27 protein-coding genes are annotated in these 25,183 nt (G+C 65.5%); 3 read left to right on the top strand and 24 right to left on the bottom strand.

Annotation, left to right across the window (positions count from 1 at the left end):
• Window positions 1-66 precede the first annotated feature (66 nt).
• From ACYQR9_RS12375 to ACYQR9_RS12365, 3 genes are all read right to left on the bottom strand, one after another.
• Window positions 67-819 carry a hypothetical protein gene (locus ACYQR9_RS12375; RefSeq protein ID WP_461226456.1) on the bottom strand — a complete coding sequence of 251 codons (753 nt, stop codon included), beginning with the start codon at window positions 817-819 and terminating at the stop codon, window positions 67-69.
• Window positions 820-990: 171 nt separating this feature from the next.
• Entirely contained in the window at window positions 991-1,350 is a 360-nt protein-coding gene (locus ACYQR9_RS12370) for a phasin (protein WP_461226455.1), read from the bottom strand.
• A 311-nt stretch (window positions 1,351-1,661) separates the two neighbouring features.
• A complete protein-coding gene (locus tag ACYQR9_RS12365; protein ID WP_461226453.1) occupies window positions 1,662-2,912 on the bottom strand; it encodes a glycosyltransferase in 1,251 nt (416 codons plus the stop codon).
• 216 nt (window positions 2,913-3,128) lie between these two features.
• Between ACYQR9_RS12365 and ACYQR9_RS12360 the strand changes: the two genes are divergently transcribed.
• Window positions 3,129-3,311 carry a hypothetical protein gene (locus ACYQR9_RS12360; protein WP_056430377.1) on the top strand — a complete coding sequence of 61 codons (183 nt, stop codon included), beginning with the start codon at window positions 3,129-3,131 and terminating at the stop codon, window positions 3,309-3,311.
• 73 nt (window positions 3,312-3,384) lie between these two features.
• On the opposite strand, the gene ACYQR9_RS12355 is transcribed toward ACYQR9_RS12360, so the two are convergent.
• The 19 genes from ACYQR9_RS12355 to ACYQR9_RS12265 all read right to left on the bottom strand — a co-directional run bounded on the left by ACYQR9_RS12355 (window position 3,385) and on the right by ACYQR9_RS12265 (window position 21,048).
• The gene (locus tag ACYQR9_RS12355; RefSeq protein ID WP_056430374.1) at window positions 3,385-4,188 is read right to left on the bottom strand and encodes a succinate dehydrogenase iron-sulfur subunit; all 804 of its coding nucleotides are present in this window, start codon (window positions 4,186-4,188) and stop codon (window positions 3,385-3,387) included.
• A gap of 62 nt (window positions 4,189-4,250) precedes the next feature.
• Entirely contained in the window at window positions 4,251-6,071 is a 1,821-nt protein-coding gene (gene sdhA, locus ACYQR9_RS12350; RefSeq protein ID WP_056430371.1) for a succinate dehydrogenase flavoprotein subunit, read from the bottom strand.
• Between the two features lie 28 nt (window positions 6,072-6,099).
• Window positions 6,100-6,513 (bottom strand): succinate dehydrogenase, hydrophobic membrane anchor protein, encoded by a 414-nt coding sequence (gene sdhD / locus ACYQR9_RS12345; RefSeq protein WP_056430368.1) that lies wholly within the window; start codon window positions 6,511-6,513, stop codon window positions 6,100-6,102.
• Between the two features lie 11 nt (window positions 6,514-6,524).
• Window positions 6,525-6,926 (bottom strand): succinate dehydrogenase, cytochrome b556 subunit, encoded by a 402-nt coding sequence (gene sdhC / locus ACYQR9_RS12340; protein ID WP_207410576.1) that lies wholly within the window; start codon window positions 6,924-6,926, stop codon window positions 6,525-6,527.
• A 156-nt stretch (window positions 6,927-7,082) separates the two neighbouring features.
• Window positions 7,083-8,405, bottom strand: a complete 1,323-nt coding sequence (locus ACYQR9_RS12335; RefSeq protein WP_461226450.1) for an SLC13 family permease — start codon at window positions 8,403-8,405, stop codon at window positions 7,083-7,085.
• A gap of 159 nt (window positions 8,406-8,564) precedes the next feature.
• Window positions 8,565-9,200: a response regulator transcription factor gene (locus ACYQR9_RS12330; protein WP_461226448.1), complete on the bottom strand. Its 636-nt coding sequence runs from the start codon at window positions 9,198-9,200 to the stop codon at window positions 8,565-8,567.
• Window positions 9,197-9,745, bottom strand: a complete 549-nt coding sequence (locus ACYQR9_RS12325) for a hypothetical protein (protein ID WP_461226446.1) — start codon at window positions 9,743-9,745, stop codon at window positions 9,197-9,199. The genes ACYQR9_RS12330 and ACYQR9_RS12325 overlap by 4 nt, the downstream gene beginning before the upstream one ends.
• Window positions 9,742-10,695, bottom strand: a complete 954-nt coding sequence (locus ACYQR9_RS12320) for a YncE family protein (RefSeq protein WP_461226444.1) — start codon at window positions 10,693-10,695, stop codon at window positions 9,742-9,744. The genes ACYQR9_RS12325 and ACYQR9_RS12320 overlap by 4 nt, the downstream gene beginning before the upstream one ends.
• A complete protein-coding gene (locus ACYQR9_RS12315) occupies window positions 10,692-11,243 on the bottom strand; it encodes an SRPBCC family protein (RefSeq protein WP_461226442.1) in 552 nt (183 codons plus the stop codon). Before ACYQR9_RS12315 ends, ACYQR9_RS12320 begins: the two co-directional genes overlap by 4 nt.
• Before the next feature lie 3 nt (window positions 11,244-11,246).
• A complete protein-coding gene (locus tag ACYQR9_RS12310) occupies window positions 11,247-12,236 on the bottom strand; it encodes a vWA domain-containing protein (RefSeq protein WP_461226440.1) in 990 nt (329 codons plus the stop codon).
• The gene (locus tag ACYQR9_RS12305; protein WP_461226439.1) at window positions 12,233-12,802 is read right to left on the bottom strand and encodes an MxaK protein; all 570 of its coding nucleotides are present in this window, start codon (window positions 12,800-12,802) and stop codon (window positions 12,233-12,235) included. The genes ACYQR9_RS12310 and ACYQR9_RS12305 overlap by 4 nt, the downstream gene beginning before the upstream one ends.
• 179 nt (window positions 12,803-12,981) lie before the next feature.
• A complete protein-coding gene (locus tag ACYQR9_RS12300) occupies window positions 12,982-14,022 on the bottom strand; it encodes a vWA domain-containing protein (RefSeq protein WP_461226438.1) in 1,041 nt (346 codons plus the stop codon).
• Between the two features lie 57 nt (window positions 14,023-14,079).
• Window positions 14,080-15,000, bottom strand: coding sequence for a nonribosomal peptide synthetase MxaA (locus tag ACYQR9_RS12295; RefSeq protein ID WP_461226436.1), 921 nt, complete (start codon window positions 14,998-15,000; stop codon window positions 14,080-14,082).
• An 8-nt stretch (window positions 15,001-15,008) separates the two neighbouring features.
• Complete coding sequence (locus ACYQR9_RS12290; protein WP_461226434.1) at window positions 15,009-15,881, bottom strand: DUF58 domain-containing protein; 873 nt, start codon at window positions 15,879-15,881, stop codon at window positions 15,009-15,011.
• Window positions 15,878-16,909 carry an AAA family ATPase gene (locus tag ACYQR9_RS12285; protein ID WP_461226432.1) on the bottom strand — a complete coding sequence of 344 codons (1,032 nt, stop codon included), beginning with the start codon at window positions 16,907-16,909 and terminating at the stop codon, window positions 15,878-15,880. The genes ACYQR9_RS12290 and ACYQR9_RS12285 overlap by 4 nt, the downstream gene beginning before the upstream one ends.
• A gap of 110 nt (window positions 16,910-17,019) precedes the next feature.
• Window positions 17,020-17,310, bottom strand: a complete 291-nt coding sequence (locus ACYQR9_RS12280) for a methanol dehydrogenase [cytochrome c] subunit (RefSeq protein WP_018044532.1) — start codon at window positions 17,308-17,310, stop codon at window positions 17,020-17,022.
• A 90-nt stretch (window positions 17,311-17,400) separates the two neighbouring features.
• Window positions 17,401-17,991, bottom strand: coding sequence for a cytochrome c(L), periplasmic (gene moxG, locus ACYQR9_RS12275; protein ID WP_056430336.1), 591 nt, complete (start codon window positions 17,989-17,991; stop codon window positions 17,401-17,403).
• 88 nt (window positions 17,992-18,079) lie between these two features.
• Window positions 18,080-18,928 carry a methanol oxidation system protein MoxJ gene (gene moxJ, locus ACYQR9_RS12270; protein ID WP_311274746.1) on the bottom strand — a complete coding sequence of 283 codons (849 nt, stop codon included), beginning with the start codon at window positions 18,926-18,928 and terminating at the stop codon, window positions 18,080-18,082.
• A 239-nt stretch (window positions 18,929-19,167) separates the two neighbouring features.
• Complete coding sequence (locus ACYQR9_RS12265; RefSeq protein ID WP_461226430.1) at window positions 19,168-21,048, bottom strand: methanol/ethanol family PQQ-dependent dehydrogenase; 1,881 nt, start codon at window positions 21,046-21,048, stop codon at window positions 19,168-19,170.
• Between the two features lie 569 nt (window positions 21,049-21,617).
• Here ACYQR9_RS12265 and ACYQR9_RS12260 point away from each other — a divergent pair.
• Window positions 21,618-21,920, top strand: coding sequence for a hypothetical protein (locus tag ACYQR9_RS12260; RefSeq protein WP_461226428.1), 303 nt, complete (start codon window positions 21,618-21,620; stop codon window positions 21,918-21,920).
• A gap of 203 nt (window positions 21,921-22,123) precedes the next feature.
• Complete coding sequence (locus tag ACYQR9_RS12255) at window positions 22,124-22,900, top strand: serine protease (RefSeq protein WP_461226426.1); 777 nt, start codon at window positions 22,124-22,126, stop codon at window positions 22,898-22,900.
• A gap of 208 nt (window positions 22,901-23,108) precedes the next feature.
• On the opposite strand, the gene ACYQR9_RS12250 is transcribed toward ACYQR9_RS12255, so the two are convergent.
• Window positions 23,109-23,369: a DUF6894 family protein gene (locus ACYQR9_RS12250; RefSeq protein ID WP_056430323.1), complete on the bottom strand. Its 261-nt coding sequence runs from the start codon at window positions 23,367-23,369 to the stop codon at window positions 23,109-23,111.
• A gap of 372 nt (window positions 23,370-23,741) precedes the next feature.
• Window positions 23,742-25,178 (bottom strand): amino acid permease, encoded by a 1,437-nt coding sequence (locus ACYQR9_RS12245; RefSeq protein WP_461226424.1) that lies wholly within the window; start codon window positions 25,176-25,178, stop codon window positions 23,742-23,744.
• Window positions 25,179-25,183: the final 5 nt, after the last annotated feature.

Genomic DNA, 25,183 nt, shown 5'->3' with positions numbered 1-25,183 from the left:
TCCCGGATGGTAGGCGCAGACAGCGGAGCCGCTGCGGAATCCGAGATATCTAGACGCGCCGGGGCGTCAGCGCGAGGGGTGTCCGGGGCGTCGAAGCGTGTCGGCGATGCGGCCCGCGCGGCGGGCAAGACTCGCAATGCAGCTGAGAGAGGCGTCGGCTGCCCGTTGCATTTCATTCACTTGGAGACGGAGAGCATCAGCGGGGTTCTTTGCCGCCGATAAGGCACGCCAATGCGCAAGAGTGGCAATGCTCTCATTGCGGACATAGGTCGCCAGCGTATCGTTGGCGGCGGTTATTTCCTCCAATGCCGAGGGGGCCTCAATGGTTGGCGACTGAGCGGCAAGATCTTTCGCCGAGGCGATCGCACTCTCAATCTCGGCAGGCAGGAGAGATGCGAGTTCCGCCTCGTGCTCCGTTCGCGCCTCGCCATCGCCGGCATGTCCTGGCGCATCATCTTGCGCGGCGTTGGATACGTTTACGGCGGCAGGCGCGTGGACTTCGGATGCCCCATCCTCCGCGAGCGTCTCTGCTATGCCGGAATGGATCTCCGTCACAGACTGTCCGGCCGTCAAAGCATCTGAAGACACGGTCTCCAACAGGGGCGCGATGACCGGGGAAGAGCCGTCAGGCAGAGATGCCCCGACCAAGGAAGAATCGATACTCGACGATTGATAGGTCGGAGCCACCTCGAGCGACTTCGTTACGATATCCGGCGCTTCGGCTGTCGTCGGAGCGGCGTCCGCATTGGCAGGCTGGGTCGATCGATTGGCTTTACTTTTGGGGCGCTCTACGGAGCGTGCTGGTCGGCGTATTGCCATGATTCGCGTCCCCTTCATCCATCGTCGGACATGCATCGCCAGGTACCGGTCGGCGCCCTCCGCGGTTCATGCCGGAACTCCAGTTGGACCGCATTTACTGCGCCGACACCATACCGCTTCTCCGGTTTGCGCGCGAACCGGCAATCGGCCAGTCCGCGCATTGAGGCAAATTCAGGCGCCTTTGGTCGCTTTCTGCGCCAGGGCGCCGAGATCCTTGGCCTGGGTCTGAATCGTGGCAATCTGGCTGTGCAGGAACGCGCTCTGCAACTCGAACGCTTCCTTCACGTCGCGGGTACGCACCAGCTTCTGAGCGAAGTCGAACGTCGAGCTTGCATTCGCCTGGACTTGGTCAAGGCCCTTGGCGATCACGGACTGGATCGTCTCATGCACCGTGTTGGACGAGGTCTGAAGCTGTTCGGCGGATTTGACCACCGTGCCGAGCAGACTGCTCACGGCAGTCCGGGCCTGACCGACGCTCTTCTCCGCGAAGTCGCGAAGCTCGGCAGGAATCTCGTAGGTTGGCGCGTTCATGTCGTTCCTCTCTGAATGAGCGGTGGCGACACGGGATGACGCGCCGCACTATCGATATGTTGCGGTGCAATATGGAAGTCAAGATGGGGCGTTTAGCGGGAGCCCACCAGTAGCAGTGCCATCCCGGTGTTGGATTCAAATTAGCGGGATGCCGAAGGATCTGAGCATGCAATGTAGGCCAGCAAGTTAGGAATTGTGAAATATGACGTCCGCAGTAACGATTCATTGGCGGCTGTGTTGAGCATGTTGGGCTCGAGGATGATCCTTTTCGATGGATCTCACGTGGGAGCCGACGCACAGGTTTTCTGCAGCTATCGATGACTTGGTGTTTCTAAGACATCGGGCGTTGCAGGCGATACGTTTCGGGTGATCCTTCGATAGAGGCGGACAAGTGCATCGGCATGGGCGTCGATCGACATCGGCGCGTTCCAATATCTAGCGTGAGCGGAACGCCCGAGCGTCTCCGCTGTCATCGCGTCGAGATTTCGGAAAGCCGCCGCGAGCGTTGTCCGCTCCGGTGCGACTACATAACCGGTGACGCCGTTGACGACTTTTTCGGCGGCACCGGAGCGGTCTGACGCGATGACAGGAAGCCCGGTCGCCAAAGCCTCGTAGACGGTGAGAGGTCCCGTCTCGTACCACCGGGACGGCGCGGCCACGGCACGCGCACGTTGAGCAAGGATGGTCCATACCTCGCCGGGAGATCGCCATCCCAGCATTTCCACATGCGGCTGCACGCTCAGTTCCGCCTCTAATGGTCCAGTTCCGATGAAGAGGGCCGGCATGCCGGCATCGCGTGCTGCCTCGGCGACGAGGTCCGCGCCTTTCTCGCGCGTCAGGCGACCTACATAGGCAATAGCTGCCGCCCCAGCCGGGTTGGCCCGTACTCCCCTTTCCACCCGGACGGGATTGTCGACCCGATGATGCGTCACGGAGAACGAGCCTTGCAGATCGTCAGCGCGGCGGAGGCTGGCATCGCAGACATGGACCAGATCGAGATGGCGCCATCGCAAGGCACGGCTTTGAACGACGCTTCGCCCTACCCGGATGGCCTTGTGAAAGCGGCTCCTCGGATCGCAAGGCGCTACGACACAGGACTTTGAGAGTGGCCTCAGTCCACATGGGCGATCCTGATCGAACCGGTAATAGACGCCGTTGGGGCAGGAAAGAAAGTAATCGTGCAACGTCACCGCCACGGGGACGCCGCTGTCGAATAAGACAGGGAACACGCTGGGTGAAAGGCTGCGGGTCCATTGATGCAGGTGGATAACGTCTGCTGGCCTCGGGAGGCTGCGAAGTATGGAGCGCAGGCGTGCGGCGGATTGCCAATTCCAAAGGCCAGACAAGGCCGCCTCCATAGGGGGGCGACTCCAGATGTCTGCATTGCCGAGGGTAATATGCCGGATGTTCGGATGATCGAGTAACGGATCCACCGCGCCGTCGATGGCTTGGATGTAGGTAATGTCGATCCCCGCCCTAGCGAGGCCGTGCGCAGATTCGACCGCCACCTTCTCAGCACCGCCACTCGCTACGGCGAACTCGGCGAGGATCACGATATGCATGGCGCGCCCGATCCCTCGGCCAGCTCGAGGATTCCATGAAGCTCCGGCCGGTATGGCCAGGGTAGCGACGATCGACTCATGTCCGGTAAACGCCACCGTCGCACAGACGAGCCGCCGTACCGCCAGCGATGAAAGGGATCGGGCGTCGTCCCATCCGCGTTGGTCGAGGTGAATGCGCAACCCCGGTGATGACCGGGCAAGCACCAGGAGACGCTGATGTCCGACCCGAAGCCAAAAGCCACGTCCGATGCCGACGAGAAACCTCGCGTTGACCCGGCGCGCGGCGGTGACAAGACGAATCCCGGTAATAACCAGGATGAGATGAGCGAACGACTCGATGAAGCGTTGGAGGAGACCTTTCCTTCAAGCGATCCGGTCTCGGTAAAAATCACGAAATAGGGCTACGAATAACCAAAGCCGAGATGTTGGGCATCTCGGCTTTGGTAGCAGTTCGGTGTCTTGGGCTCAGGTATCAGATTTCGCGCGACACCATCATCTTTTTGATCTCAGCGATGGCCTTTGCGGGATTGAGGCTTTTCGGGCAGGCATTGGCACAATTCATGATCGTATGGCAGCGATAAAGCCGGAACGGGTCGTGAAGAGCGTCGAGACGCTCGCCGGTGTTCTCGTCACGGCTGTCGATGAGCCAGCGATAGGCCTGTAGAAGCGCAGCGGGACCCAGGAAGCGGTCGCCGTTCCACCAATAGCTTGGGCAGGACGTGGTGCAGCAAGCGCACAGGATACACTCGTAGAGACCATCGAGTTGGGCACGGTCCTCCGGGGTCTGTTTCCACTCACCTTCGGGGGCCGGTGTCTCGGTTTGGAGCCAGGGCTCGACCGAGGCATGCTGAGCAAAAAAGTTGGTCAGGTCGGGTACCAGATCCTTGAGGACCGGCATGTGCGGGAGCGGGTAGATCCGCACCGCGCCGGTCTTCTTGCCCTTCGCATGCTCCTGGCATTCGTCGATGCCCATGGTGCAGGCGAGCGCGTTCTGACCCTCGATATTCATAGCGCAGGAGCCGCAGATGCCCTCGCGGCAGGAGCGGCGGAACACCAGCGTCGAATCGACCTTGGCCTTGATCCAAAGGAGGGCGTCGAGAACCATCGGCCCGCAATCGTCGCGATCGACTTGATAGACGTCGACACGCGGGTTGGCGCCGTCATCCGGATTCCAGCGATAGATCCGGAATTCCTGAAGGTTGTTGCCCCCGGTCGGCCGAGGCCAGGTCTTGCCCTCGGTAATCCGGGAGTTCTTGGGTAGGTTGAATTGGGCCATGGTTCGGCGTGCCTAAATCCGTCTCGTGAGTACCATCGTCGGGAGCGACCGCAGCCGCTTTCCTAGTAAACGCGAGCCTTCGGCTCGATGTATTGGATCTCGTTAGACATGGTGTAGGTGTGGACCGGACGGTAATCGATGTTCACCTGCTGAGATTTGTCGTCTAGCCACGACAGCGTGTGCTTCATCCATTCCTTGTCGTCACGATCGGGATAGTCCTCGCGAGCATGGGCGCCGCGGCTTTCCTTGCGGTTGGCAGCCGATTCCATGGTGACAACGGCTTGACCGATCAGGTTATCGAACTCGAGCGTCTCGAGCAGGTCGGTGTTCCAGATCAGCGAGCGATCGGTGATCTTGATGTCGGCTTCGCCTTGCCAGACCTTATGGATCAGAGCCTTGCCTTCTTCCAGAACCTCGCCGGTGCGGAAGACCGCGCAGTTGTTCTGCATGGTCTTCTGCATTTCGGCGCGCAGTTCCGCCGTCGGCGTGCCGCCATCAGCATAACGGAAGCGGTCGAGACGGCCGAGCGCCTTGTCGGCCGAATCCTTAGGCAGGTCCATCTGGCGACGGCCCGGCTCGACGATCTCGGCGCAACGTAGGCCGGCTGCGCGGCCGAACACCACCAAGTCGATGAGGGAGTTCGAGCCGAGACGGTTGGCGCCGTGCACCGAGACGCAGGCAGCTTCACCCAACGCCATCAGGCCCGGCACCACCGTGTCGGGGTTGCCGTTCTTCAGGGTCAGTACCTCGCCGTGATAGTTCGTCGGGATGCCGCCCATGTTGTAATGTACGGTCGGCAGGACCGGGATCGGCTCCTTAGTGACGTCGACGCCTGCGAAGATTTTGGCAGATTCTGAGATGCCCGGCAGGCGCTGGTGCAGAATCGCCGGGTCGAGATGGTCGAGATGGAGATATATGTGGTCGTTTGACTTACCGACGCCGCGCCCGGCCCGGATCTCCATGGTCATCGAGCGTGAGACCACGTCGCGCGAGGCGAGGTCCTTCGCGCTTGGAGCATAGCGCTCCATGAAGCGCTCGCCCTCGGAATTGGTCAGGTAGCCACCCTCGCCGCGGGCACCCTCGGTGATGAGGCAGCCGGCGCCATAGATACCGGTAGGATGGAACTGCACGAATTCCATGTCCTGAAGCGGAAGGCCGGCGCGTAGCACCATCGCGTTGCCGTCACCCGTACAGGTATGGGCCGAGGTTGCCGAGAAATACGAGCGTCCGTAGCCGCCGGTGGCCAGGATGGTCATCTGGGCACGGAAACGGTGGATTTCACCCGAGGCCTGATCGATGGCGATGACGCCGAGGCAACGGCCCTCCTCGTCCATGATGAGGTCGAGGGCAAAGTACTCAATGAAGAAGTTGGTGTGGTTCTTCACCGCCTGCCCATAAAGCGTATGGAGCATGGCGTGGCCGGTGCGGTCGGCCGCCGCGCAGGTGCGCTGTGCGGTGCCTTTGCCGTAATCGGTGGTCATGCCGCCGAAGGGGCGCTGATAGATTTTGCCTTCCTCGGTGCGGGAGAAGGGGACGCCCCAATGCTCCAGTTCATAGACGGCGGCGGGCGCATTACGCACGAGGTACTCGATGGCATCCTGATCGCCGAGCCAGTCCGACCCCTTCACGGTGTCGTACATGTGCCAGCGCCAATCGTCCGCGCCCATATTTCCAAGGGAGGCAGAGATTCCCCCCTGCGCCGCCACGGTATGCGAGCGGGTCGGGAAAACCTTCGAGATGCAGGCCGTGCGGAGACCAGCCTGAGAGCAGCCCACCGTGGCGCGAAGACCGGCCCCGCCGGCGCCGACGATTACCACGTCGAAGGTGTGGTCGATGATGGAATAGGCGGGCGCGCCGTTGCCGCTGGTTCCGTTGGTGGCCATGGGCAGATCCTTCGGGTTCGTGGGCGGGTCAGACGAGCTTGCCGAGGCTCACGCGGAGGATCGCGTAGAGGCAGGCAACGGCGACGACGACCGCATAGGCGTTGTTGGCGAACAGGCTCAGGAATTTCAGTCCTTTGTCGTGGACGTAATCCTCGATGATGACCTGCATGCCGATCCTCATGTGGAGCGTGACCGAGATCACGGCGAGGATGAGAACGAGTGCAACGAGCGGGTGCGACATCAGCGCGACCGCCTCGGGGTAAGGCCGATTGGCCATCATTGCGACGATGACGACAAAGCCGAGCATCAAAGGCGCGTTGGTGGCGGCGGTCAGTCGCTGCTGCCAAAAATGCCCTGCGCCGTGGCCGGAGGCGCCGAGACCCTTCACCCGCGCACGCGGGGTACGCATGGTCACGTTCGTGTTCTGGCGGTTGTCTACCATGGAGTCGCTCCTCAGCGCAGGACGAGGGCGAGCGCCCAGATCAGGACGGTCAGGATCACGGAGCCGATGAGGGTCGCGCGAGCCAGACCCAATCGCCGTTCACGGTCGAAGCCGTAGCCAAAATCCCAGATGAAATGGCGCAGGCCACCGAGCATGTGGTGCATCAGGATCCAGGTGTAGGCGAAGAGGACCAGCTTCCCGATGATGGAGCCGAAGAACCAAGCGACCCAGCCGTACGCAGCTGAGCCGGAGGCCAGTGCGACAAGCCAGATCGCTACCAGGGCGGTTCCGCCGTAGAGCGCGGTACCGGTGACGCGATGGAACACCGACATCGCCATGGTCCAGGTCCAGCGGTAGATCTGGAGATGGGGCGAGAGCGGCTGCGCGACCGTGGGTCTGACGGTGGGGGCCATTCTGCGAAAGTCCTCGGCGCTTTGGGGCCAATGCCAGCAGGTATGCTGCTCAGATTGGACCGTCTCTAAAGGGGTAAGGGCCATGCGCCAATGCGCAAGCCGGTTAGATGTGCATTGCGGTGTGACACACTCACATGATCGTCATTCGGCTCGTCCTCATGGAATCTGGCCGAGAATACGCCACCAGAGGTAGTCGAGCGGCGTTACAATGAGCAGTGACGACAGACCGACTACGAGTGTCAGAATGGTCGCCGATCGGAGCGGTACCCGGCCGAGATCCATTGCCATCACGATGGGCGGAGCCTGGTAGGGAAGGAACAGGGTCGAGTATCCGACGACCTGGATCATCACCACGCTCGTGAGGTCCAGACCGCTCGCGCGGGACATCTCACCGGCCAAGGCCGTGTAGAGGGCGGGAGCACCGTTGGCTGTGACGGCGATGGCAAAGAGCGCCGCAATGATCGTCAACACGCCGAAATTCTGCGCCGATGCTCCGTGTTCCAGCGGAGCTACGGCAAGTAGGACATGGCCTAGCCGAGTGCCGAGACCCGTCTCATTGATCACGGCGACCAGCCCGAGGAGAGCGGCCACGTAGAAGCAGGTTCTCAGGTTCACCGCGCCAAAGGCTTCCGCCGGAAGGACGCCGACGCGCGGCAGGAGGCAGATCACTGCTGCGATCAACCCGATCCAGGCCGGGGCGATATGGTGCAGGCTGTCCGTCACCCAGAAACCCAGCGTCAGTGCCAGGATGATCGTCAATCGCACTTCCGGCGCGGAAAAAGCCGGTCCTGTCTCGCCGATACCGATGGTGGCTGGGCTCATCCGGTCTGGAAAAAGGCGCACGATGACAGCCACCAGAAGGATCCCCTTCACACCGGCGAGGATCGGCGCGTGGAGCAGCAGATAGGGCAGGTAGCCGACATGCAGGCCGTATTGGGTCTCCGCCGTGCCAGCCATGACCAGATTGGGGACGTTGGCGGGGAGGATCGCCGCTGAGAGCAATGGTGTCGCCAGGGCTACGGCGAGGACCGCGCCGTTTCGCCCGGGGCGGCCAGGCTCCAGGCCGAATGCATCACAAAGGGCCAGAACCACCGGGATCAACAGGGCGATGCGCCCGAGATTGGAGGGCATTACGAAGGCAAGGGCAAACGACAGGGTGACGATGACCGCTACAAAGCCGGTATAGGATCCGGTCAGCCGGCCCGCGAGGCTTCGCGCCAAGCGAGTGCCAAGGCCTGTCCGGGTGATCGCGAGACCGACTACCATCCCGCTCAGAACGAGCCAGAAAGCGGATGATGAGAAGCCAGAAAAGACCGTCGCTGCGGGAGCGAGCTTGAAAAGCATGGCTGCGGCGAAGAACATCATCGCCGTTACCACTTCGGCCACGATGCCACTTGCCCACAGACCCATGCAGACGGCGAGCAACAGCGCGGTGACGACCATCGTCCAATCGCCTGTCAGGGTGGTCGCCGCCTGCATCTGCCGGGAACGCTCCGCTCGGGCTGTGAAAAGCGGTTGCCCGGTATCGTCGGAGGGGACAGTGCTCTCGAATTGGAGTGGTTCGCAATTCGGATATCGCTGACCGATCCTTCGCCAAGGGCGAAGGATCGTCACGCTGCATGGGTCTCAGACCAATGTTCAGCGCAATCGATTTTCCTGATCTACCGCGATACGAATGAGGTCTGCCAGCGTGCTGACACCGAGCTTCTGACGCATGGCGGAGCAGGTGTTGAGAACCGTTCGGTACTTGATAGATAGCGCGTCGGCGATGCTTTGATACGAGGTGCCGCGGCTGAGGAGCGAAAGGATTTCGCGCTCGCGATTGCTCAGATCAGCCAGGGGCGAGCGACGGGCTCCGGCCTGCAACACCGCGATCTCTACCGCGAGATCGTGATCGAGGTAGCTACGCCCGGCGCGTACCGCTTCGAAGGCCTTGAGGAATTCCGCTGTCCGAACATCCTTGAAGACGTATCCGATGGCGCCGCTCTCCAGGGCGCGCGAGACGATGATCGGGTCGTTGTGCATGCTGAAGGCGAGGATCCGCGTGTCACGCGCGAGATTGTGGATGCGCCGGATCAGCGAGAGGCCGGACAATCCCTCGCCCTGCAAACTCAGGTCGGCGACTACCATCTGCGGGCGCAGGCGGTGGAAGATCCGATACGCGGACATGATGTCCGTGGCCTCATGGATCGTCTCGACGCCCGCATCCTCCATGAGGCGCCGGAAGCCGCGCAGGACCACGGGATGATCGTCCACGACGAGGACGGCCGTCATTGCCGGTTCTCCCGTTCACGGGGGGCTCGTCCCTCATCCTGGAGCGAGTAACGCTCCTTCAGCCTCGCCAGCGTCGTCGCCCGGTCGGCTCCCTGCTGGCGGGTGTTGTAATAGTGCTGGCACATCTCGCCGAAGAGCTGCTTGCGGTGGGTGGCGGCGGCGACCTCCTCCAGCCCGTCGAGTAAATCGGCATAGGGTTCGGGCTTTCCCGCCTCGGCCAGCATCTCGCCGAGCTGGACGATGCGGTTGGCCATCATGCGCGGATCCTCGATGAAGACCTCCTTGGCGCGAGCGAGGCTGTGGCGGAGATGCTCTGTCTGCGAGCCCACCTCCGCGGCGGGCCTGCCGACCTCGCGGCTCGCGAGCCACCGGGCCGGCTCGGTCGGGTCCGTATGCGAAAGCCAGGTTGGAACGTCGGCGTCCGATTTCGTGGCGACGAGGGCCTGATCCTCGGTGCTCGCGGCCTCGCCGCCGGCCTCGTCACCCTTGTCGCAGGCCGCCAGGGCGAGGGGAAGGCACAGGATCGCGCGTGTGACCCGTTTCATCGCACCGCCTCCGGGTTCGAGCCGACGGCGAGGCTGCGGGGCCCCTCTGCCACGGGGATGCGGGCGGTTTCCTTCAACGACTTCAGGTCGATGACCGAGACCGAATCCGAAAACCAGTTCGCCACATAGGCGAAGGCCCCATCGACGGCGATCCCTTCGGGGTAGCGCCCGACCGGGATCGTCGCCTTGAGGCCGAGGCTGCCCGAGTCGAGCACCGCTACGGTGCCCGCCTGCTGGTTGGTGACGAGGACGAGGCTGCCATCCTCGCTGGTCGCGACGCCGTAGGGCATCCCGCCGATCTTCACGGTGGTCGTCACCGTCAAGCTGCCCGTGTCGACGACGCTGAGGTCGCCGCTGCGCACATTGCCCACGTAGAGCCTGTCTTCGCCGGGGCTCAGCCCGAGGGCGAACGGTCCCTCGCCCACCGGCACCGTCGCCACCCGCTCCATGCGCGCGGTGTCGATGACACTGACCTGCCGGCTCTCGCGGTCGGCCACGTAGAGGCGGCCCCGCCGATCGAGGACGAGGCCGGCCGGGTCCTTGCCCACGGGGCAGTCGCCCTCGACGGCGCCCGTCGATGCGGAGAGGCGGACCACCCGCCCCCCGGCCCAGTCTCCGACGAAGAGGCTCTCGCCATCCGCCGAGGCGGCGATGCCGAAGGCCTGTCCCGGAAACGGCAGGCGTCGCAGGACGACACGGGTCCGCCCGTCGACCACGTCGATCCCCGCGTGGTCCGGTTGACTCAGGTAGAGGCGGCCGTTCGGTCCGGCCGCCACCTGCGCGATCCCCTGCCCCACCGCGATGGTGGCCGCGACCGTGGTGGCCCCGGCCTCAATGCGGCTCAGCGTCCCGGCTCCCTGGCTCGCCACATAGACGGGCCCGGCCTCCACCCGAGGGTTGGAGAGCGTCAGGACGAGACCGGCAAGGAGCATCGGGCGCAAAGGATTCATCGCGCCGTCTTGCCCTCCAGGCGCGCCTTCAGGCCCTTGAGCCCGTTGCTGAAATAGAGGTTCATCGCATCCTTGCCGGCGGCGTCGCTGAGCTCCTCCGGCGGCTCGTTGCCGGTATCGCCGCGATAGAAGCGGCCGAGCCACTCGACCTTCGAGCCCTCGCCGTCCGGCGAGACGGTGATCGTCGCCGAGTAGGAGGAGACCGGTAGCGCCTTCAGGTCGGCGTCGCCGAGTCGGTAGGAATAGCTGCGCTTGGCCGCGTCCCACTCGTCGAGGCCTTCATCGAGGGTGCCACCGTTCTTCAGGGTCAGCGTGCGACGGCCGCCCGAGGCGTTTCCGCCGGTGCCGACGCTCTTGGCCACGTCCGGATGCCAGTTCGAAACGCCGGCGAAATCGCCGACCACGGCCCAGACGGCATCGGGCTTTGCCGCGATGGCGATGGACTGATCCACCTTCTGCGGCGTCGGGCCGTGCGCGAGAGCCGTGGTTGCGAGGAAGGCGGTGGCTGCCAGGGGAGCGAGGAACGCGGACGGCAGGGCAAAACGCATCGATCAGACCTTTTTTACCAGGACAAAACGGCCGGCCCCGAACAGAGGGGCGGCGAAGACGGCGAGGATCAGCGCGAGGGCGATCCCGCCGAAGACGGGGCGCAGGTCGAGGCTGCCCGGGAGCGGGCGCGGGGTCGCCGCGCGGACCAGCGCGGGGCCGAGCCCGGCAGGGCCGTCGAGATGGGCGTAGGTCAGGCCCGTCGCCTGAGCGAGGGTCTTGAGGTAGGGCTCCCGCACCGAGGAGAGATGCTCGGTGCCGGAGGCCGCCGCAGCGCCGAAGGGGGCGTTGCGCGGGTTGTAGCCCTCGCGGCTCTCGGCATCGGCGGGGGGCGGGCCGAACCGGTTCTCCTGCTGGACGTCGCCCGAGCCATAGAATCCGGTCTCGCGGCCGCGATCGTTGTAGCGTGGGATCGGCGACAGGGCGTAGGCCCCCGCTCCGACGATGAGGCCGCGCACGGCGCCCGGCTTGCCGTCGAAGGCGGGTCCGCCGGTGCTGGGCAGGGGCGGCGCTTCGTGGCCATCGGTGATGAAGACGAGGTCGGTGCCGAGACTGGCCGCCATTTCCACCGAGCGGAACAGCCCGGCCGAGATGCGGCTGTCGCCTTCCCAGGCCATGCGCCAATCCAGGGCGCCCAGCGCACCGTCCAAGGGTGCGAAATCGGCGCAGACTTCGATGGGGGTGAACAGCAGGAACGGCCGGCGCTCGGTGAACAGGCCCAGTGCCACCCGCGACCCGCAGGGCAGCGAGGTGACGAGTTCGCGTAAGGCGGCCTTCGCCGTCTCCAGGCGGCTCTGCGGTTTGCCGTCCGCGCCGACGTAATCGCGGACATTCATGCTGCCGGTGATGTCGAGGACCGCCAGAATCTCGACGCCGTTGCGGGTCAGCGGCAGGGGGCGAGCCACAAAGGTCAGCCCCACGAGCGCCAGTGCGGCGGCCAGGAGTCGGAACCGCCGGTCGCGCAGGTTTCGCCGGACGAGGCCGGGCGCTCTCATGGCTCGCCCCGCGGCTGGCCGGGGATCTCGGTCCAGATCTTCTTCGGTTCGGCCTTCAGCTCGTCGCCGGTCTTGCGATCGAATTCGGGAAAGTCGCGGAGCAGGCGCGAGGCCACGTCGAGGTTGAACTTGGCGTCCCAGAGGTCTGGCCGGCCCTGGAGCGCGCGCCGATAATCCTGACGGGCCAAGGTGATGAGCGGTCCGGCCGGATCGAGGTTGCTCCGTTCCAGATGGTCGAAGGCCTGGCGCAGGCGGGCATTGCCGAGCGCATAACGGGCGCGAGCGGAGAGGTCGGTCTCCCCCCGGCGGTCGAGGGATTCGATCAGCGGCTCGATCTCCTCGGTCACGCCACGACGGGCGAGATGCTGCACCCGCGCCAGCAGGAGCTGTCCCGGGGCGTCGAGGGAAACGGGAACGTCCCTGCCAGCCACCAGAGCCGCGATCGCAGCATTGTCGCGCGCTGCCCGCCAGGCCGCCGCGCCGAAGCCGAGGGCCACGAGGAGCAGCAAGATCGGCAGGGCGAGGAGGAGGTGCGGTCGGGCGCGGCGCAGGGCATTGCCTAGCATTGCACCGGCTCCCCCTCTCCCCTCTGCGGGAGAGGGTGGCCCTCGCGTCAGCGAGGGTCGGGAGAGGGGAGCGCGTTGTCCGGAGAGGTCGCCCCCTCTCCCGGTCGCTCCGCGACCACCCTCCCCCGCAGAGGGGGGAGGGTTGGCGCGCTGCGGCGATATTGGTTTCACAGACGCCTTCATGCGGCGAGCCTCTGCGGCTGGGGAGCCGGCGCGGCGGAGGCGGAAACCACAGGCCGGCGCAAGCTGAGATCCGCCTCGGCGAGCTTGGCCGCGACGAGCAGGATCAGGCCTAACAGGTTGATTCCATAGGCCCATCCCGCGAGGTCGCGCCGTGGCCGCTGCTCGATATAGGGGATCGGGTCGCGCTCAAGGCGCTCGATCTGGCCGATGGCATCGGCCACCGCCTCGGCGCCCTCGGCCTCGAAGGCGCGGTAGGGGATGCCGAGGCTTTTGAAGAACAGATCGAGATGACGTTCGGGCGCGGCCTGAGGGGTGTCCTCGCCCGATGGCCGGTCGGAGATGGAGGGCGAGCCCTTCGTCCGCAGGAAAAGCCAGTAGAGGTTGGGACGAATACGCGAGAATTCGGCGCGCAACGTCCCCTGGACGCGGGGATTGATCACCGCAGCGCCGTCCGAGACGATGAGCAGGGCGCGCGAGACATTGGCGGTACTGGCGCCGAACTGTGAGAGCGCCATGCCGAGGCCGCGCGCCACGTTGGTGTAGTCGAGGCCCGGCCGGTCGATGGCGGCGATGGCCGCGCGGACCGCCTCGTGCCGATCGGTCATCGGCACCACCAGCATGGGGGCCGTGGAGAAGGCCGAGACGGCGAACTGGTCATGGGCGCGGCTGCCGACGAACTCGCCGAGCAGCCGGCGCGAGGCCGCCGCCTTCGATTCCTCGGCACCGGAGGGCTGCATCCCGGCGAAGGTCTCGTTCATGCTTCCCGAGCGGTCGACAAGGATCGAGACCTGGGCGCCGATGCCGGTCCGGGTGATGGTCTCGCCCTGGCGATAGGGGCCGGACAGGGCGACGACGAGGCCGCCGATGGCGAGGATGCCGGCGAGGCGCAGGCTCCAGCCGATGAGGCGCGACAGGCCGTCGACGGGGCTGGCCGCGATGCTCGACAGCGGGGTGACCCGCTGGCTCGACGCGGCGAGCGGCAGCAGCGCCAAAGGCAGCAGCCACAAGACCCAGGGAAAATCCGCCATCAGGCGCATGACACCACCGCCATCAGACCCATGCTTCGACCGCCATCGGACGGGTTTTCGGCTCGTTCATGATTGCCGCTCGATGGCGGTGAGTTTCCGGGTCAGGGCGACGACGTCGGCCAAGGGCAGACGCTGCATGGCGGCGGCCGGACCGGGTCCGAAGAAGCTGTGACGCGACGCGTCGAGGAAGGCGGCGAGGCCGGCACGCTCCCGCGCATAGGCGGGATGGCGGGTGAGGAAGGCCGGCAGGTCGTCGGCCAGGACCCGGCGCCCGTCGGTCTCGTCCAGCGCCCGGTGAAGCGCGAGAAGGGCGGTCTCGTAGGCCGCCTCGTCATCCCCCCGTCCGGCGAGGACGCGTAGGCGGCGCAGGCACGCCGCGAAGGCGCGTCCTTCGCGCTTGGCGAAGGGCCACCATGTCCGGTCCCAGGCAAGGCCGGCGAAGGCCAGCAGGGCCATGGCCATGAAGCCGGCGCTTCCGACGACGAGGGGTTGCGTGTCGAGGGAGGCGACCCGCCCGTCCGGACGCAGGTAGTTCCTCGGGTCTTCCTGAGCCGGCGGCTGGACCTCGCGCAGGGGCGAGATGTTGAACGACCACGGCGGAACCTGGGCCTTGGCCGTGGTCGCGCCCGTGTCCGTCTCGCTCACGAAGGTGACGACGAAACCGGGGATCTCCAGGGCGCGGGCATCGAGGGCGGCGTAGAAGTTCTGGTAGGTGAGATCGAGGCGCACCCGGCTGCCGCCGCCCACGGATGCCTGCGTCACCGCGACGGTGCGAAGGTCGAGCCAATAGGTGATCGCGCCGGGCTGGGGCAGCGAGGCGGCCTGCAGGGCAAAACCCGGCTCGACCACGATATCGACCTGGGCGCGGACGAGATCGCCGAGGAAGTAGCCGAACGGGCGCGGCGTGCGCACCTCGACGGTCCGCACCTGGGACTGGGCGGCGAGCGACGAGCAGAGCAGGAACAGGAGCGGGGCGAGGCGGCGCATGGGATGCCTCAACTCGCCAGGAGGTGGCGGCTGATCGCGTCCGGGTCGAAGCGGCCCGCGAGGCGGAAAGGCGGTCGCCCATAGGTGGAGGCGATCCGGCGCAGGGTCTCCGCCCGCTCCGCCTCGCGCGCGATCCAGCGGCGGCGCAGGCTCGGGCGCATGAAGACCACGCGGCGGCCGGCACCTTCGAGATCGTCGAGTTCCATCAGGCCCCATTCGGGCAGGCCGTCTTCCTCGGCAGCATCGGCTAGGACCACCGGCACGAGGTCGTGGCGCGACAGGCTCGCGAAAGTCTCGGCGATGAGTGCCTCCGGCCAGCGAAAGTCGGAGACCAGGAACACGATCTTGGGACGGCCGACGAGGCGGCGGGCCGCCTGCCCCATCCCGTCCGCGCGGTCGCCGGTACAGGCGGCGTCCGTCAGCCGGGAGACCACGTCGCCGGCAATGCTGCGGCGACGGCTCGCGGGCAGGAACACGTCCTCCCGCAGGGCGGCATCGCAGCCGATCAGGCCGAAGGCGTCGCCGATGCGCGTGGCCGAGGCGGCGAGGCAGCCGCAGAAGGACGAGACGAGCCCCACCCGGTCCGCCTCGCCGGAGAAGCGCATGGAGGCGGTGAGGTCGACCAGTGCCCAGATTTCGAGCGCCGTGCGGCTCTCGAACCGCCGGACATAGGTGCCTTCGAACGGGTCGCGCAGGGTGGCGCGGACGTCGATGCGGCGGGCATCCGGCATGCGCAGGAACGGCACCTGGTCGCGGAAGGTGCCGAGACCGCCGGCATCGCGGCCGCGATGGGCACCCGCCATCGTGCCGGGCACGCGGCCGCGCGGGCGATAGACGATGTCCGGCGTCGGCTCCCGGGGCGTTCTCTCGGGCGCCGTCACGGGGCGGGCACGGTGTCGAACACGGCGCGGCAGAGCTCCGGCACGATGGTGCTGCGGCGCATCTCGTAGATCGGCTCGAGGAAGACACGGTGGGCCATCACCTCGGGGAAGATCGCCCGGATATCCTCGGGCACGAGCCAGTCGCGGCCCTCCAGCCAGGCGCGGACGCGGGCGGCGCGGACGAGGAAGGCGACGCCGCGCGGCGAGGCCCCGCCCTGGATCAGCGCCGACATGTCGATGCCGGGAAGGCGGATGCCGGCCTCGTGCGGGCGGACCAGGGCTTCCCACAGGCCGACCACGTAGGCCTCGATGGCCGGGCTCGCCTGGATGCCGTGCTGGATCGCCGCGCCGATCCCGGCCATGGCGGCGTGATCGAGGACGCCGCCGTCGATGCCGGCGATGAGGGCGTCGGTATCGTGGAAGCGCGGATGGAAGACGAGGGCGCGGCGCGCCTCGGCATCGCGCGGGGCTTCGAGCCCGATCTCCATCAGGAACCGGTCGCGGGCGGCGGCCGGAAGCTCGAAGGTTTCCTCGCGCTCGACGCGGTTGCGGTCGGCGAAGACCTGGAGGTTGGGGAAACGGTATTCGCGGTTGAACGCGGTCAGGCTGCGCTCGGCCATGAGGCGGAGCAGGAGCGAATGGACCTGCGGACGCGCGCGGTTGATCTCGTTGAAGAAGAAGATCGAGAGGTCTTCGGATTGCCGCAGCACCGGCCCCGGCTCCACGCGCGGGCGGCCGTCATCGGCGAGGTAGGTGTGATAGATGAGGTCGGACGGCATCATGTCCACCGTGCCCTCGATGCGCTCGTAGGCGCCGCCGAGCGCCCGCGCCACGGCGCGCAACAGGGTGGTCTTGCCGACGCCGACATCGCCTTCCAGCAGCACGTGGCCCCGGGCGAAGAGAGCGATGGTGAGAAGCCGGATCGCCCGGTCCTGGCCCACCACGGCGCCGCGGACCGCGCGCTCGAAACGGCCGGCCGCCTCGCGCCAATCGGTGAGCATCGCGTCGCCGGAGCGGATGTCGTTCATGGGGTTTGCCTTTGAGGACAGCGACCGCGATCCCCGGACGGAGCGGTCCAGGCGCCTGAGGGGATCGCGGTCACCGTGATGGCCGCCCAAAGCGATGAGCGGCGACGACGTCAGTTGGAGGAAATCTTGGTGACGTCGTATTCGAACTTGCCGGTCTTCTTGGCGGCTTCGATGCGCTTCTTGTTGCGCTCTTCCATCAGCCTGATCGACTCCGACTGCTTGTTCAGCTCTTTCGGATCGTGCTTCGGGTCGTATTTCGTGCCGGCGATCTTCTCGGGGAAGCCGGGCTTGGGCTGCCAGCAATCGCCGGCGGCCTTGCACTTGGTGCCGTCATAGGCGAGCGCGGGAACGGCGAGCAGCGCGCCCGCACCGATTGCGAGAGCCGTGATGAGTGTCCGCATGGTCGTTTCCTCTGGTTTGATTGTTACGGCGTTCGCCGCTTCTCGCTCACCGCGCGAGGCATCCTCGCGCGACGTGACTTCCCAAGACTGCTACTCCAGCGGTGGGCACTGGCCCGGAGCGTCCTTGGGGAAGGTCTCGCCCTGCTTGTAGGGCGTGTATTTCTTCTTCTGCTCGTCGTTGAGCCAGACGGCGTCCTTGACCGGACCGGTATAGAGGTGCCGGATCCAGGCGATCGTCTGCAGCATCTCGTCGGGCGTCAGGTTCTCGTTGTGCGGACCCATCATGCCGTTGGCGCCGCCGAAGATGGTGGCGAACAGGCCGGTATCCTCGGTGTTGGACGGATAGGTCCAGTAATTGTCGTTGAGGCCGGGGCCGAGCTTGCCTTCGGCGAGGTGGCCGTGACAGCCGGAGCACGAGGTCGCGAACAGCGACTCGCCGTTACGCAGGCAGGACTTGTCGTCGATGTAGAGGTTCTTGCCGGTCTGGAAGAACTCCTTGACGGCGGGAGTGTCGCGCCCGCCTTCCTTGCCTTCCGAGACGTTCAATTCTTCGCCGGTCACGGTGTTGCGGAAAGTGATCCCCGTCGAGGGGCCCGCGGAGGGCTGGGCCAGGGCCGCCAGACCGGCGGAGGCGAGGCCGAGCCCGAGAAGGGCGGCGAGGACACGGTTCGTGTGACGCATCGATTTGCTCTGTTTATCCCCGGACTTGCGGCCGAGGTGGGCGTACCGGTGCTCAGCGCACCGGCGACGCGGGACAGGGTTCGGAGGATCAGTTGGAAACGGGGGTGACGGGCACGCCGTCCTGGCGGAGGATCGCCTCGATCTGCGGGCGAGCCTTGGCGATCGCGGCGTCGAGGGCCGTCTTGAGGGCCTGGTCGTCGCGGCGGACGCCCATGGACTGGTCGAAGCTCTGCGGCACCTTCTGGCCGTCGCTGCGCACCGTATCGTCCGGCACCGGATTCATGCGCAGGGGCTGGCTCGAATCCTTGACGTAGCGGGCGACGTCCGGCGCGAAGGCCACGGCGACGTCGGCCTTGTTGGCGACGACTTCGCTGACCATCCGGGCCGGGTCGATCTGCGTGTAGGTGTTGCGGGCCGCGCGGAAGTTCACCAGCGAATAGAGGTAGGCCATGTCCTCCTCGTAGCGGCCGATATCCTTCAGCATTGCCTCGCCCGGCGTGCCGAAACCGACGACCATGTGGTCGATCGTCTTCAGGCGCGGATCGGACCAGGACTTGATGTCGAGGTCCCGGTCGGCGCGGGTGATGAAGACGTAGCCGCTGCGGTAATAGGGCTTCGTGGTCAGCACGCGCGGGTCGTCGCTGTCGAGGCCGACCACCACGTCGCAGAGCTTCTTGTCGAGGCTGTCGCGCACGAGATAGATCGCCGCCTTGTCGGACCAGACGAACTGCGCCTTGCGCCCCATGGCCTCGGCCACGGCGGAGACGATGCGGTTCTCGAGCCCGGAGCCGTCCTTCATCGAGAGCGGCGGCTGGTTGGCCGCGCAGACCCGGAGCACGGTGTCGTCGGGCGCGGATTTCGTATCGGCCTGCGCGAACGCGGCACTGCCGAGGGCGAGGAGAGCCGCGACGGACAGGCATCCTTTGGCGAAGGACATGAGAGCGTTTCCGTTGTTTCTTATGGGTCGGATTCTTTGGGATCGAGCCGGCGCAGTGGGACGCGGCCCTCCTCCCCAGCGGATCTCGGGCTTGCCTGAGATCCGTCGAAATTGTGGGGAGGAGTTGGAGGTGGGGGTGGCTCCGCTGGCCTCTGCAGCCTGCGGGTCACCCAACCACCCCCACTCCTAACCTCTCCCCACAAGGGGGAGAGGGACGCGCTCGTTTCCCGATGCAGCCGTTACTTGGCTGCGGTCTGGTACTCACCGATGCTCGGATCGTCGTACGGCCCCTTGCCGTTCAGCGAGAACACCATCACGCCGCCGCCCATCTGGGTGTAGTTGGCGAGCTTCTTGAACGCGCCCACCGCGCCGAGGCCGGCAGTCGGGTCCTGAAGGTCGAACACGAGGCCGACACCCGGCCAGCCGCCGACGCCGTAGTAGATGGCGACGTACTGATCACCCTTGTGGCTGTAGGTGATCGGGTAGCCGATGGCGCCCGACGGCATCTTGAACTTCCAGAGAAGGTCTCCGTTGTCCGAGTTGCGCGCCTTGATGTAGCCGTCCAGCGTTCCGTAGAACACGAGACCGCCGGCGGTCGCCGTCGTTCCGCCCCACACGGCGAAGCGCTCCATCTTCTCCCATTTGAACTCGCCGGTGATGGCGTTGTAGCCCTTGATCTGGCCCAGACCTTCGTAGTTCTGGCGATCGCCCTTCGGGCCGGGATACATGTTCAGAGTGGCACCGACGAAGAACTGACCGGCACGGTAGGGAAGCATGAAGGGCTCCCAATCCATGCAGATGTGGTTGATGCCCATGAAGAAGAGCTTGCGCTCGGGATCGTAGGAATCGTGGCCCTGGTTGTGGTAGCCCATCGCCGAGGGACAGATGTCCTTGGCGAGGTGGTCCATGCGGGTGCCGTATTCGGGATCGCGCACCGGCTGGCCGGTCTTCAGGTCCACCGACTTGAACACGTTGACGGTGTCGTCGATCTTATTGGCCGAGACGAGCGAGCCGTCCGTCCGGTCGAGCGTGTAGACGATGCCGTTCCGGTCCGGATGGGTCAGGAGCTTGCGGTCCTTGCCGTCCTTGTCCTTCTGGTTCGACAGCATCATCACGTTGACGCCGGCGTAATCCCACTCGTCGTGCGGGGTCTTCTGGTAGCCGAACTTGGCCTCACCCGTATCGGCGTCGCGGCCGAAGATGGTCATCGTCCACTTGTTGTCGCCGGGACGCATGGTCTCGTTCCACGGCGCCGGGTTGCCGGTGCCGAAGTAGATCAGGTTGGTGCCGGGATCGTAGGCATACCAGCCCCAGTTGGTGCCGCCGCCGATCTTCCAGGCATCGCCCTCCCAGGTGGAAGTGCCGAGGTTCTTCTGGCCGTAATGGGGGTTCTTGATGTTGAAGTCGGAGGCGAGCAGCAGGTCCTTGTCCGGGCCGGTCGCGTAGGCGCGCCAGACCTGGGAACCGGTCTTCACGTCGTAGGCGGTGAGGTAGCCGCGCACGCCGAGCTCGGCGCCCGAGGAGCCGATGATGACCTTGTCCTTCACCACGTAGGGGGCGATCGTCAGCGTGGAGCCGACCTTGATGTCGGAATTCTCGACCTTCCACACCGTCTCGCCGGTCTCGGCGTTGAGCGCCATGACGTTGCCGTCGAGCAGGGTCTTGAGGATCAGCGCCGGGGTCTTTCCGTCGCCGGGCCAGTAGGCGAGACCGCGATTGACGAGATCGCAGCAGGCGACGGCGCGGGCGGCCGGGTTCTGCTTGGGCTTGTCCTGCCACAGGATCTTGCCCGGATCGTCGAGGGCGAGAGCAAAGGTGTTGTTCGGGAAGGAGGTGTGGATATACATCTTGTTGTCGACGACGACGGGCGCGCCCTCGTGGCCGTTGAGCAGGCCGGTCGAGAACGACCAGGAGACCTTGAGGTCCTTCACGTTCGTCGTGTTGATCTGCTTGAGCTTGCTGTAATTGTCCGAGTCGTAGTTCTTGCCCGGCATCACCCAGTTTTCATCGCTGTTCGACAGATCGATGAGCTTGTCGTTGGCCGAGGCGATCCCTGACAATCCGATCGGTGCCAGGGCCAAGACGGCCAGCACCGAGACTGAATTCAGTAACCTGTTCATTCTGCGTCTCCTGCCCTTCTGCCGCGTGCTCGACCCCAGGGGATCGGCCGCAGCCATTGCTTTCGCCGGTTCAGCAAACAGTCAGTCGATCGATATTATGAACGTATTTATAAGAATAACCTGACGCTGGCCGCTCTTATAAAAGACTTATTACTGATCCATCGGCTAGCTATATAATCATTTGCTTTGCCTGATGTCTTTAGCCACTTCAACCTTTTTTTACAGGATGATTTGGCAAGTTGTTCCATGCTTTTATCCCGGTCTGGCGGGTGATCCTGGCTAAGACTTGCGGAAGACCGACATAGGTGAACGACCGGTCTTTCCCTTTCGGTCGAAGCACTTGCCCTGTGGGTCGAAGCACTTGCGCTGCAGGTCGGTCGTCGTCGGCCTCACGGAGCGGTCCGGTGTTCGGTGGCGCAGAAGCACGGGAGCCGGACGATGTGCGGTCGCGATGCGCAAGGTTTATGCACAGTGTCGCAGCAGGAAAAGCGTCCTGTGCCGGTGAGCCTGTGCTTTACTCGTTGCCGACCAGCGCTAAACTGATGGTGGGTAGGAAACAAAAACGAGACATGCCGATGATCAGAAGAACAACTGCGCTCGTGATTTGCCTGATTGTCCTGCCGTCGATTGCCGATGCGGCACGGTTGACCATGGATGACAAGGTATCGCGCTGGCCCCGCGCCTCCACGGACGAGAAGATCGATTTCGCCACCCGCATGGGCAAGGCCTTCTCCAGCCTGAACGTCGAGCTCGACAAGAATTACTTCATCCGCTGCCTGGAAGAGACCGCGAATATCGGCAATCCGGGGGAGATCAAGCTGGAATCGGCGGTGAAGATGTGCGTGTCCGTGAAGAAGGACCCGCCGGAATAAGCGGTCCCCGCGGGGCCCTGCCCCGTGCGCGAGGCCGACGACATTCCGAACCGCCCTCCTCCTCGGATCGAGCGGCGATGGCGCAGCATCAGCATCGGTTCACATCACAGATGATTCCTGTCGCAGCCGAAAGCTCGATCCGCCGGAGGCACGATGGCCGGTCCCGCCCGCTGCGGAGATGGGCGCTGGCCGGGCTCGCAATCATGGTGTCGGGGGCGGCCTCGGCGGAGGAAAGGCGCATGGCCGCCCTCTATCCGCATGACGGGCGCCGCGATCTGACGGGGGCCGACATCACCCGCTATCCCGGCGCGGGCGTCCTGTTCTGCCATCGCCGGCCGGACGGTATCCCGCAGAAGGCGGCGGCGGCCTGGCTCGTCGGTTCGTCACGCCTCGTGGTGATGAACGCACACAATTTCCGCAACCGCCGCATGGAGGTGACGCGGGAGGTGGAGGATTGCTTCTTCCAGATCGGCGGGCGGAATTACGGCTTCGTGCCGGCGAGCCTGCGTCTCGGCGCGGCGCCCGACGCCAAGGCGCTGCACATCACCGACGATTGGGCCTTGCTCGACCTCACCGAGGCGGTGGTCGGCGCGCCGCCGCAGCCGGTGCCCGAAGCGCCGACGCTGGCAACGGGCGTCGCGGAGATTCCCGTGGTGATGGTCTCACCCGGCGGGCACGAGAATTATCGCGGGCCGAGTAGCACCGAGACCTGCGCGATCCACCAGATCGATCCGCCGACGGAGGACGACATCCGCCGCGCCCGGCACAATTGCAATGACGGGTTCGGCGGCTCGGGCTCCGGCCTGTTCGACCTGTCGGGCCGTCTCGTGGCGATGCAGAGCGCCTCGCTCTCGATGAACTCGCGCCGCCCCTTCGACCTCGAGTTCCATTACGGCTCCGCCCTGCTGTTCGAAGGCGCCCTTCTGGCGGCGATCCGGCAGGCCGTGACGATGGAAAGCGAGGCCCCGAAGACCCGGTGAGGCGCGGGGGCGTCTCACCGCTTGTTTCCGTTGTTTTTCCCAGGGCTTCACCTCATCCTGAGGTGCCGCACAGCGGCCTCGAAGGAGGCTTCCAGGGATCGCGCGCCCGCTGGAGGGCTCCTTCGAGGCCCGCTGACGCGGGCACCTCAGGATGAGGTGGTCTGCTGGGATGATCGGCTCCGGCATGAGCATCCAATCACGCAGGCACTCAATGCACGGTGGGGCCCGGCTCTTCCGGCGCGAGGGTGACCACCTCGGAGAACGGGAATTCGAGGACCGTTTCGCCGGATTCGTCGGTGACGACGAGAATTGCCCCCATCAGGCGGGCCTGGGCCTCCGCCTCGCTCATCGTCGCCTGAATCGTGTCGCGGGCGACCTCCCAGGCATGGTCGGCATCCCGCAATTCGGTGCCGGTGGGATCGGCGATGACCTCCCGGCCGATATGGGTGTGAAAGAAGAAGCGGGGCATCGCGACACTCGATCGGCTTGAGGAACAGCCGATATCAGCTGGAAACCGGGGCGCGGCGGCGCAAGTCCCGCTGGCTCGTCTTGCAGGGCGGAACCGGTCCTCCGCCGTGTCATCGCAGGCAGGCAAAGCCCATGAAGCACGCTCGTCGCAGTCTGGTCTCAGAGCAGATGTGAGGTATTTTTTTCCAACGCACCACCTCATCCTGAGGTGCCGCGAAGCGGCCTCGAAGGAGGCCTCCAGTCGCCGATGAGCAAACTTGAGGTCTCCCTCAAGGCCCTTTGCTTGCGCAAAGGTCACCTCAGGATGAGGTGGTCGGCTTGGATGATCGATCCTGGCAAGACGATACGCAGAGAAACCTCATCAGACCGGCTCTCAGGCCCGAGCCAGTCGCGAATGACGCTGGGAATAGGCGGTGTAGATCACCAGCGCGACACCGATCCAGAGCGCGAAGAGCAGGTAGGTGTCCCGTGGCAGCGCCGCGATGAGCATCAGGCAGCAGGCGAGGCTCGCGAGTGGCACGAGCGGGTAGAACGGCACGCGAAATCCTCGCGGCAAGTCGGGGCGCCGCCGGCGCAGGATGATCACGCTGAGGGAAACCGCCGTGAAGGCCACGAGGGTGCCCATGCTGGTGAGGTTGGCGAGCACGTCGAGGGGAACGAGCGCCGCCAGCGAGGCGACGAAGAATCCCACCGCTAGCGTGTTGGCGTTCGGGCTCCGGCTGCGCCGGTCCACGCGCTGGAACAGCGTCGGCAGCAGCCCGTCCCGGCTCATGGCGAAGAGGATGCGGGTCTGGCCATACATCGTCACCAGGGTCACGGAGAAGATGGAGATGACCGCCCCGATCGACAGGACGAGGGCCGGCCAGGCCGTCCCGGTGACGTTGCGCAGGATCACCGCCAGCCCGGCATCCTGCCCGGCAAAGTGCGTCCAGGGTTGGGCTCCGATCCCCGCGAGGGCGACGAGGAGGTAGATCGCGGTGACGATGACCAGGGAGGCGAGGATGCCCAGGGGCAGCGTGCGCGCCGGGTCGCGCACCTCCTCGCTCGCCGTCGAGATCGTATCGAGGCCGATATAGGAGAAGAAGATCGTCGAGGCAGCAGTGCCGATCCCGGCCCAGCCGAGGGGAGCGAAGGGCGTGAGGTTCGCAGGCTCGAACGCCGTGAGGGCGACGACGGCGAAGAACACCAGCACGGCGAGCTTCAGGACCACGAGGACCGCGTTGATCGCAGTGGATTCGGCGGTGCCGCGCAGGAGCAGCAGGGTGCACAGGCCGATGAGGACGATGGCCGGCAGGTTGACGTAGCCGCCCCGGCCGGGGGGCTGGCTGATGGAATCGGGCATGGTCCAGCCGAGGAGCGCACCGAAGACCTCGTTGAGATACTGGCCCCATCCGACGGCGATGGCCGAGGCGGAGACCGCGTATTCGAGGAGGAGGCAGGCCCCGACCAGGAAGGCCGCGAGTTCCCCGAGGGTGGCGTAAGCATAGGAATAGGACGAGCCCGAGAGCGGAAGCGCCGAAGCCAGTTCCGCGTAGCAGAGCGCCGTGAGGCCCGCCGTGACGGCGGCCAGCAGGAACGAGACCAGGATGGCGGGTCCTGCCTCGGGCACCGCCGCGCTCAGGATCACGAAGATGCCGGTGCCGACCGTGGCGCCGACCCCGAGCATGACGAGGCGGAACAGGCCGATGGAGCGTTCGAGGGGCCGGGCTCCGGCATCGGCAGCCTGCGTCGCGGGGGATACGGGTTTCCGCCGCAGTACCGACCGGCGCCAGTCGCTTGGTCCCCCGTCCGATCCGATCAACGACCCCATCGCGA

It is taken from the genome of Methylobacterium sp. CM6241, from assembly GCF_054817845.1.
This window is presented reverse-complemented; position numbering and strand designations above follow the sequence as displayed.